Annotated in this window: 1 pseudogene; it reads left to right on the forward strand. The window is 79.6% G+C overall.

Going from position 1 to position 489, the window contains the following annotated elements:
* Nucleotides 1–489, forward strand: a pseudogene (locus B4M60_RS00525) (hypothetical protein); the annotation flags it as partial.

A 489-nucleotide genomic window follows, 5' to 3' on the forward strand; every position in this document is an offset into this window, starting at 1 on the left:
CCGCCGCCGCCTCGGCCCCGGACGAGGTGCTGGACCGGGCGGTCGGGGCCGCCCGCGCGGCCGTCGACTCCGCGGTCGCCGCGGGCCGCCACCTGGTCGCGGTGAACCTCCTGTGGGAGCTCTGGCGCAGCGGGCGGGACGTTGACCTCGAGCTCTGGGCCGACCAGCTGGCCCGCGTCGACGGCGACCGGGCCGCGGCCCTGTCCGCGCTACTGTCGGCCATACGGGCCCGCGACGGCGCCGGGGTGGCGGCGACGGTGGAGATGTTCGAGTCCGCCGGTCAGCTCGCCGGGGCGGCGGAGGCGGCGTCGGTGGCGGCGGGCCTGCTCCTCGAGTCGGGGGACCGGGTCGAGGCGTCTCGCGCCCTCTCCCGGATGAGCGCGATCCTCGACGGGCTCGGCCCGGTGGTCCTCCCGCGGACCCGGCTGCGGGCCCCCGACGACCCCCGGCTCACCGCGCGGGAGCGGGAGATCGCGACCATGGCCGCGC

The organism is Dietzia sp. UBA5065 (assembly GCA_002415925.1).
GTDB lineage: Bacteria > Actinomycetota > Actinomycetes > Mycobacteriales > Mycobacteriaceae > Dietzia.